This is a genomic window from Streptomyces sp. NPDC127108 (assembly GCF_042677545.1).
Taxonomy (GTDB): domain Bacteria; phylum Actinomycetota; class Actinomycetes; order Streptomycetales; family Streptomycetaceae; genus Streptomyces.
The window spans coordinates 365,803-371,319 of sequence record NZ_JBHXTE010000001.1 but is presented as its reverse complement, the minus strand read 5'-3'; the positions used below and the strand labels follow the sequence as shown (position 1 = coordinate 371,319).

Annotated in this window: 5 protein-coding genes; 2 read left to right on the top strand and 3 right to left on the bottom strand. The window is 74.1% G+C overall.

Features of this window, described 5'->3' with window-relative positions; genetic code table 11:
* Positions 1 to 111: 111 nt before the first annotated feature.
* Complete coding sequence (locus tag ACFVHO_RS01605) at positions 112 to 1,086, bottom strand: MsnO8 family LLM class oxidoreductase (RefSeq protein WP_385708571.1); 975 nt, start codon at positions 1,084 to 1,086, stop codon at positions 112 to 114.
* Between the two features lie 241 nt (positions 1,087 to 1,327).
* Between ACFVHO_RS01605 and ACFVHO_RS01600 the strand changes: the two genes are divergently transcribed.
* The gene (locus ACFVHO_RS01600; protein ID WP_385708568.1) at positions 1,328 to 2,233 is read left to right on the top strand and encodes a glycoside hydrolase family 16 protein; all 906 of its coding nucleotides are present in this window, start codon (positions 1,328 to 1,330) and stop codon (positions 2,231 to 2,233) included.
* Positions 2,234 to 2,299: 66 nt separating this feature from the next.
* On the opposite strand, the gene ACFVHO_RS01595 is transcribed toward ACFVHO_RS01600, so the two are convergent.
* Complete coding sequence (locus ACFVHO_RS01595) at positions 2,300 to 2,527, bottom strand: hypothetical protein (protein ID WP_385708565.1); 228 nt, start codon at positions 2,525 to 2,527, stop codon at positions 2,300 to 2,302.
* A gap of 554 nt (positions 2,528 to 3,081) precedes the next feature.
* The gene (locus tag ACFVHO_RS01590; RefSeq protein ID WP_385708639.1) at positions 3,082 to 3,585 is read right to left on the bottom strand and encodes a luciferase family protein; all 504 of its coding nucleotides are present in this window, start codon (positions 3,583 to 3,585) and stop codon (positions 3,082 to 3,084) included.
* Between the two features lie 320 nt (positions 3,586 to 3,905).
* Here ACFVHO_RS01590 and ACFVHO_RS01585 point away from each other — a divergent pair, with 320 nt between their 5' ends.
* Positions 3,906 to 5,366, top strand: coding sequence for a PepSY-associated TM helix domain-containing protein (locus ACFVHO_RS01585; protein ID WP_385708563.1), 1,461 nt, complete (start codon positions 3,906 to 3,908; stop codon positions 5,364 to 5,366).
* The last annotated feature ends 151 nt before the right edge of the window (positions 5,367 to 5,517 follow it).

The window sequence follows — 5,517 nt, the reverse complement described above, 5'->3', positions numbered from 1 at the left end:
CCATCGGCGGGGCCGCGCGCGCGCCGTGGTCCACTTCTGAGCGGACGGTGGGGGCCGGACGGGCCGCGCCGCCGCGCCCCGGCCACCCGCCGGGCCCCCGCGTCCGTGCGTTCAGCCGCGGCGCACGATGTCGCGTACGAGGGCGAAGGACCGGTGCCGGTCGGGGGCGCTGTGGACCGGGGTGACGGTCATCAGCTCGTCGGCGTCCGTGGCCTCGACGATGCGGGTGAGCGCGGCCTCGACCGTGTCGCGGGTGCCGCGGGCCTGCTGGCCGATGAACGCCCCCAGCGCCTGCTCCTCCTCGGCGGTGAACCGGTGGGCGGCCGCGGCGGCGGGCGTCGGGAAGGGCTGGTCCTCACCGCCCTGGAGGATCGCCGCCTTGATGATGTCCATGGGCCGCGCCAGCTCCGCGGCGCGCTCCTCGCTGTCCGCGCACACCGTCTCCACGCACACCAGGACATGCGGGGCGTCGCTCCAGCGCGAGGGCTGGAAGGCGTCCCGGTATCGCTTCAGCGCCGCGAGGGTGTTGTCGGGCCGGATGTGGTGCGCGAACGCGATCGGCAGGCCCAGCGATCCGGCGAGGTCGGCGCCCGCGTCGCTGGAGGCGAGCAGCCACGGCTCGGGCAGTTCGCCGATGCCGACGTCGAGCAGGTGGTCCAGGGTCGCCGCCACGTCGCGGCGGTACTCGTCGTCGGTGGCGGGGTCGGCGCCGCGGCGCAGCGCCCGGGCCGTCGGCTCGTGGAAGGTGCCGGGCCCGCGGCCGATGCCGAGGTCGATGCGGTCGGGGTGCAGGGTGGCGAGTGTGGCGAACTGTTCGGCGATGGTGATCGGGGCGTGGTTCGGGGCGAGGACGCCGCCGGAGCCGAGCCGGAGGCCGGATGTGGTGGCGGCGGTGTGGGCCGCGAGGAGCGCCGGCGGGAAGGCGCCGATGGCGAGCGAGTGGTGGTGTTCGGCGAACCACAGCCGGTGGTAGCCGAGACGGCTCAACTCCTGCGCGCTGCGGTTGCAGTTGGCCAGCGCGTCGGCAGGAGTGGTGCCGGCTTCGACGATGGACACCTCTAGGGCGGAGAGCGGAAGATCGATCACTCCGCCAGGATAGGCCGGACGCCGACCAGGCCGCCGAGCGCCGTCACACGGGCGCCGGTACGCACGGCGGCGTGGACAACCACCGCCCGGCGCCCGGGACCCCGACGCCGAGCCGCGCATGCCTCCACGCGCATGCGCCGAAGCCCGCCGCGGTATGGCCATTTCCCTCCAGCACGGCAAGGATGCGGTGCCCCCGGGCGACGGACCGCGCCAGGGGCCGGACGGGAGGAAGGGCACCGCGATGGGCACGCACGCAGCGCCGCGCACCCGCAGACCCACACTGTTCGCCGCCGTCGGCGCCACGCTCCTCGCGGCCCTGTTCGGCATCCCGCGCGCGGACGGCGCGCCGCGCTCGGACGACCTCTGCCGCACCACGGGCACCGCACTGCCACGCGGCGACTGCGGCCCGTTCTGGCAGGTCCTCGCGGAGGACTTCGACGGCGACCGGGTGCCGCTCGGCTCGTTCAGCGACTGCGACCACCACGTCGACACCTCCGCCGCGTACTGCGGCGGGCTGCGCGGCTCGTACCGCGACAACTGGTGGGCCTACCCGAAGGGTTGGCGCGACACCGCCAACGACCGGGACCGTTCCGTCGTCGGCGTCTACCACCCCGAGGACACGGTGAGCGTGGGACCTGCGCCGAACGGCGACGGCCGCATGCGCATCCGGATGTGGCGCCCCGACGACGGCGGACCCGTGCACGCGGCGGCCGTGGTACCGCGTGCGGTGATGCAGATGAAGTACGGCAAGTACAGCGCGCGCATCAAGGTCACCAAGCTGGCGCCCGGCTACAAGTCGGCGTGGCTGCACTACGGCGGCGGCTGCGAGATGGACCACCCCGAGGGCGAGTGGACGGGCTCCCTCAGTGCCTTCCACCATCCCTGCGGCGGCGGCGAACAGGGTTCGTTCCAGGGCGCCGACGACTGGACCGAGTGGCACACCGTGTCGACGGAGTGGACGCCCGGCCACGTCCGCTTCTTCGTCGACGGCCGCCAGGTGGGCCACGACACGCGCAATGTGCCGGATCGCCCGCTGTCCTGGGTGCTGCAGAACGAGAGCGCCTTGGAGGGGCCGACGGCGGCGCCGGGCAGCAGCGCGCAGCTGGAGGTCACGTGGGTGGCGGCGTACACGTACGGCTGGAGGTGAAGCGGGACCGTCCGCGCCACGCCGCCCGGGGGTGCTGGGCGCGGCGCGGACGGGTGCGGGTGCCGGTCAGTCCCAGCGGTAGCCGTCGCCGAAGTTCAGGGTGTGCTCGAGCACGTCCTCCATCGGGTCGTCGATCTGGCCGGTGTTGATCAGCCCGATGACGGGACCGTTGTGGGAGCCGCTGTGGTGGGTCTCGTCGGCGTGGGCTGTGCCCGTCGACAGGACGAACGGCACGGCACACACCGCTGCCACCAGTACCCCACGCGTGGCCTTGCGCGTCCAGCTGCTCTTCACTGCGTGCTCCTTGATCCCTCGCCCTGCCGGAGCCGCGCACCGCCCAGCGGGGGCGGGGCCGACACCCGGGAGTACAGCCGTTCCGGCCGTCTCGCGGTGCTCAACACGGGACCCGGCCACGAGGTCACCGACGATCATACGAACGTGTCGATCCGACAAGCGGATTGATCATCGACGGATTGATGGGGTGACAGGGTGATGGGGTGACGTGCTGATGCGGTGAGATGGCCGCTGGGCTGCGGCGTTCGGCACGGATGGCGTGAAGTCGATGCTCCGTCCGTGAGCGCGGGGAGCACGTCGGGCCGCCGGAGCGGGAGAGATCCTCAAACGGCGCGTTGCGGGGGCGCGGAGGAGGGTTGTCCCGGGCGTGGCGGGGTGCGATCTGGACGCGCTCAGGCGGGCCCGGGGGCTCGGGCGTCCAGGGCTGGGGCCGGGCATGAGTGAGCGCCCGGGCGGACGGACCGCCGGGCGCGGAGGACGGCTCGGTTCGGCTCGGCGCGGGCGGCCCGACGGCCCGGCGGGTTCCGTGCCGCCGTCGACTGCCCGCGGAGGCCTCAGTGGCCGTGCGGGATGAGCCGGCCCACCGCCTTCCACGTCGCGAGGATGCCGCGCCGTTCGACGTCGGGCGGTCCGGCCGGGGCGGGGACCTTGGCGGCGGGCTGGCGGAACGCCAGGGGTTCCCAGTCGCACGGCGGGGCCGGGCGGTGGGCGAAGGAGCCGCCAAGGCCCGCGCGGTCCGCCGCGGCCCGGTCGTCGTCGTGCGCCTTGAGCCCGACGCTGACGAAGGTCAGCAGGAGCGCGACGTCGATGTCGCAGTCGAGGAGCACGGTGATCCACGACGCCCCGGGGCGCACCCGGATCGCGGAACTGTGGGCCAGCTGCGGACGCAGCCGGTCGACGGCCGCACGGGTCAGGCACACGTCGGCCGCCCCGTCGGAGTGGAAGTGGACGATGTCGTAGCCCGTCGCTCCCGGCGCCCCCACGATCCCGAAGGAACGTCCGACAGCGCACCGGGGAGAGCCACTTACGAGGTTCGGCCACGACTCCAGCTCAGTCATGGCGCGTTGTGCCGCGGTCATAGGTGCCATCGTCGCGCGGATTTCACCCTGCCAACTACCCCTGTTCACGCATCGCTTGGTGAAGAACGCGCATCTCGGCCACCCCATCTCAAATGAAGATCGCGAGGTCACATCGCCGCACGGCCCGGAGCACCGTCCTGGCGAGGGCGCCCTGGCCGAGCGCGAGAGGACGCCCTCACGCGTGACGCACGTTACAGAGACTCCCGGGAACTCCCCTCCCCGCCCGCTCGACCCTTGGACCGGCCAGGTCACCACCCGACCGGGCCCGCACCACCGTCCGGCACCCAGGAGAGCACGTCATGCCCGCCGCACCCACCGCCCCGGCCCCCGTCGACGGGCCACCGGCCCCACCGCCGGACCCCTCCCCGCGGCGCTCCGCCCTGGCCCCGCTCCGGCCGCTCGTCCTGCGCCTGCACTTCTACGCCGGTGTGCTCATCGCGCCGTTCCTGCTGGTCGCCGCGGTGACGGGACTGCTGTACGCCGGTTCGTACTCGGCCGAGAAGATCGTGTACGCCGACGAGCTGACCGTCCCCGTCGGCGACCGCAAGCTTCCCGTGGCGCGGCAGGTCGCCGCGGCCCGCGAGGCCCACCCGAAGGGTGAGGTCAGCGCGGTCCGACCGGCACCCGGGGACGGGGAGACCACCCGTGTCCTGCTGACCGGCGTCCCGGGCGTGGACCCGGAGCGCACCCTCGCCGTCTTCGTGAACCCCTACACCGGTGAGGTGCGGGGCGCACTGGAGCAGTACGGCTCCAGCGGCGCGCTGCCGCTGCGCACCTGGGTCGCCGAGCTCCACCGCGATCTGCACCTGGGCGAGACGGGCCGCCTCTACAGCGAGATCGCCGCGAGCTGGCTGTGGGTGCTCGCCGGTGGCGGCCTGGTGCTGTGGTTCGGGCGGCGCCGGGCCCGGCGCAAGATGCGGGGCTCGACGGGCCGCCGCCGCACGCTGACCCTGCACGGGACGGTGGGCGTGTGGACGGCCGCCGGGCTGATCTTCCTGTCGGCGACGGGGCTCACGTGGTCGGCGTACGCGGGGCAGAGCATCGCTGACCTGCGCGAGGCCATCGGGCAGACCACGCCGACGGTGTCGACGAGCCTGGCGACCGCGGGGGAGTCCGGCGCCCCGGCGGCGGGGGAGCACGCCGAGCACGGCGGGAGCGCGTCCGGTGGTACGGGCGGTGCGGGCAAGCCGGACGACGGGAAGGACATCGGCTTCGACGCCGTGCTCGCGGCGGCCCGTGACCGGGGGATCTCCGGCCCGGTGGAGGTCGTGCCCCCGGCCGACGCCTCGTCCGCGTACGTCGTCAAGGAGATCCAGCGCGGCCTGCCCGGGAAGCAGGACTCGGCGGCCGTCGACCCGACGACAGGGAAGGTCGTCGACGTCCTCAGGTTCGACGACTACCCGATGCTCGCCAAGCTGACGCGGTGGGGGATCGACGCGCACAGCGGCACCCTGTTCGGCCTGGCCAACCAGATCCTTCTCGGCGCCGTCGCCGTCGGTCTGATCCTGCTGATCGTGTGGGGCTACCGCATGTGGTGGCAGCGCGGGCGGGGCAGCGCCTTCGGCCGTCCGCTGCCGCGCGGGGCCTGGCAGCACGTTCCGGCGTACGTCCTGGTCCCCTTGATGGCGGCGGTCGCGGTGCTCGGCTACTTCGTGCCGCTCCTCGGGATCCCGCTGGTGGCGTTCCTGGCCGTGGACATCGCGCTCGGGGAGATCGCCCACCGGCGCGGGAAGCGCAGTTACGGACCCGCCGGGTCCTGAACCCTGGTCGAGTCGGCGGCGCGGACGTGCTGCCGGAACCGTGAAGCGGGGGGGGGGGCGGGCCGGCCCCCCCCCCCGCGGGGGGGGGTGGGGGGTATGCAACCCCCCCGTCCGGGCCGACAGTCAGCGGACTCACCGCCCGCGCGCCCCG

Bases quoted from the DNA above. Each gene is read 5' to 3' on its own strand.
- ACFVHO_RS01600 (WP_385708568.1), top strand. From the start codon at position 1,328: ATGGGCACGCACGCAGCGCCGCGCACCCGCAGACCCACACTGTTCGCC.
- ACFVHO_RS01585 (WP_385708563.1), top strand. From the start codon at position 3,906: ATGCCCGCCGCACCCACCGCCCCGGCCCCCGTCGACGGGCCACCGGCC.
- ACFVHO_RS01590 (WP_385708639.1), bottom strand. From the start codon at position 3,585: ATGACTGAGCTGGAGTCGTGGCCGAACCTCGTAAGTGGCTCTCCCCGG.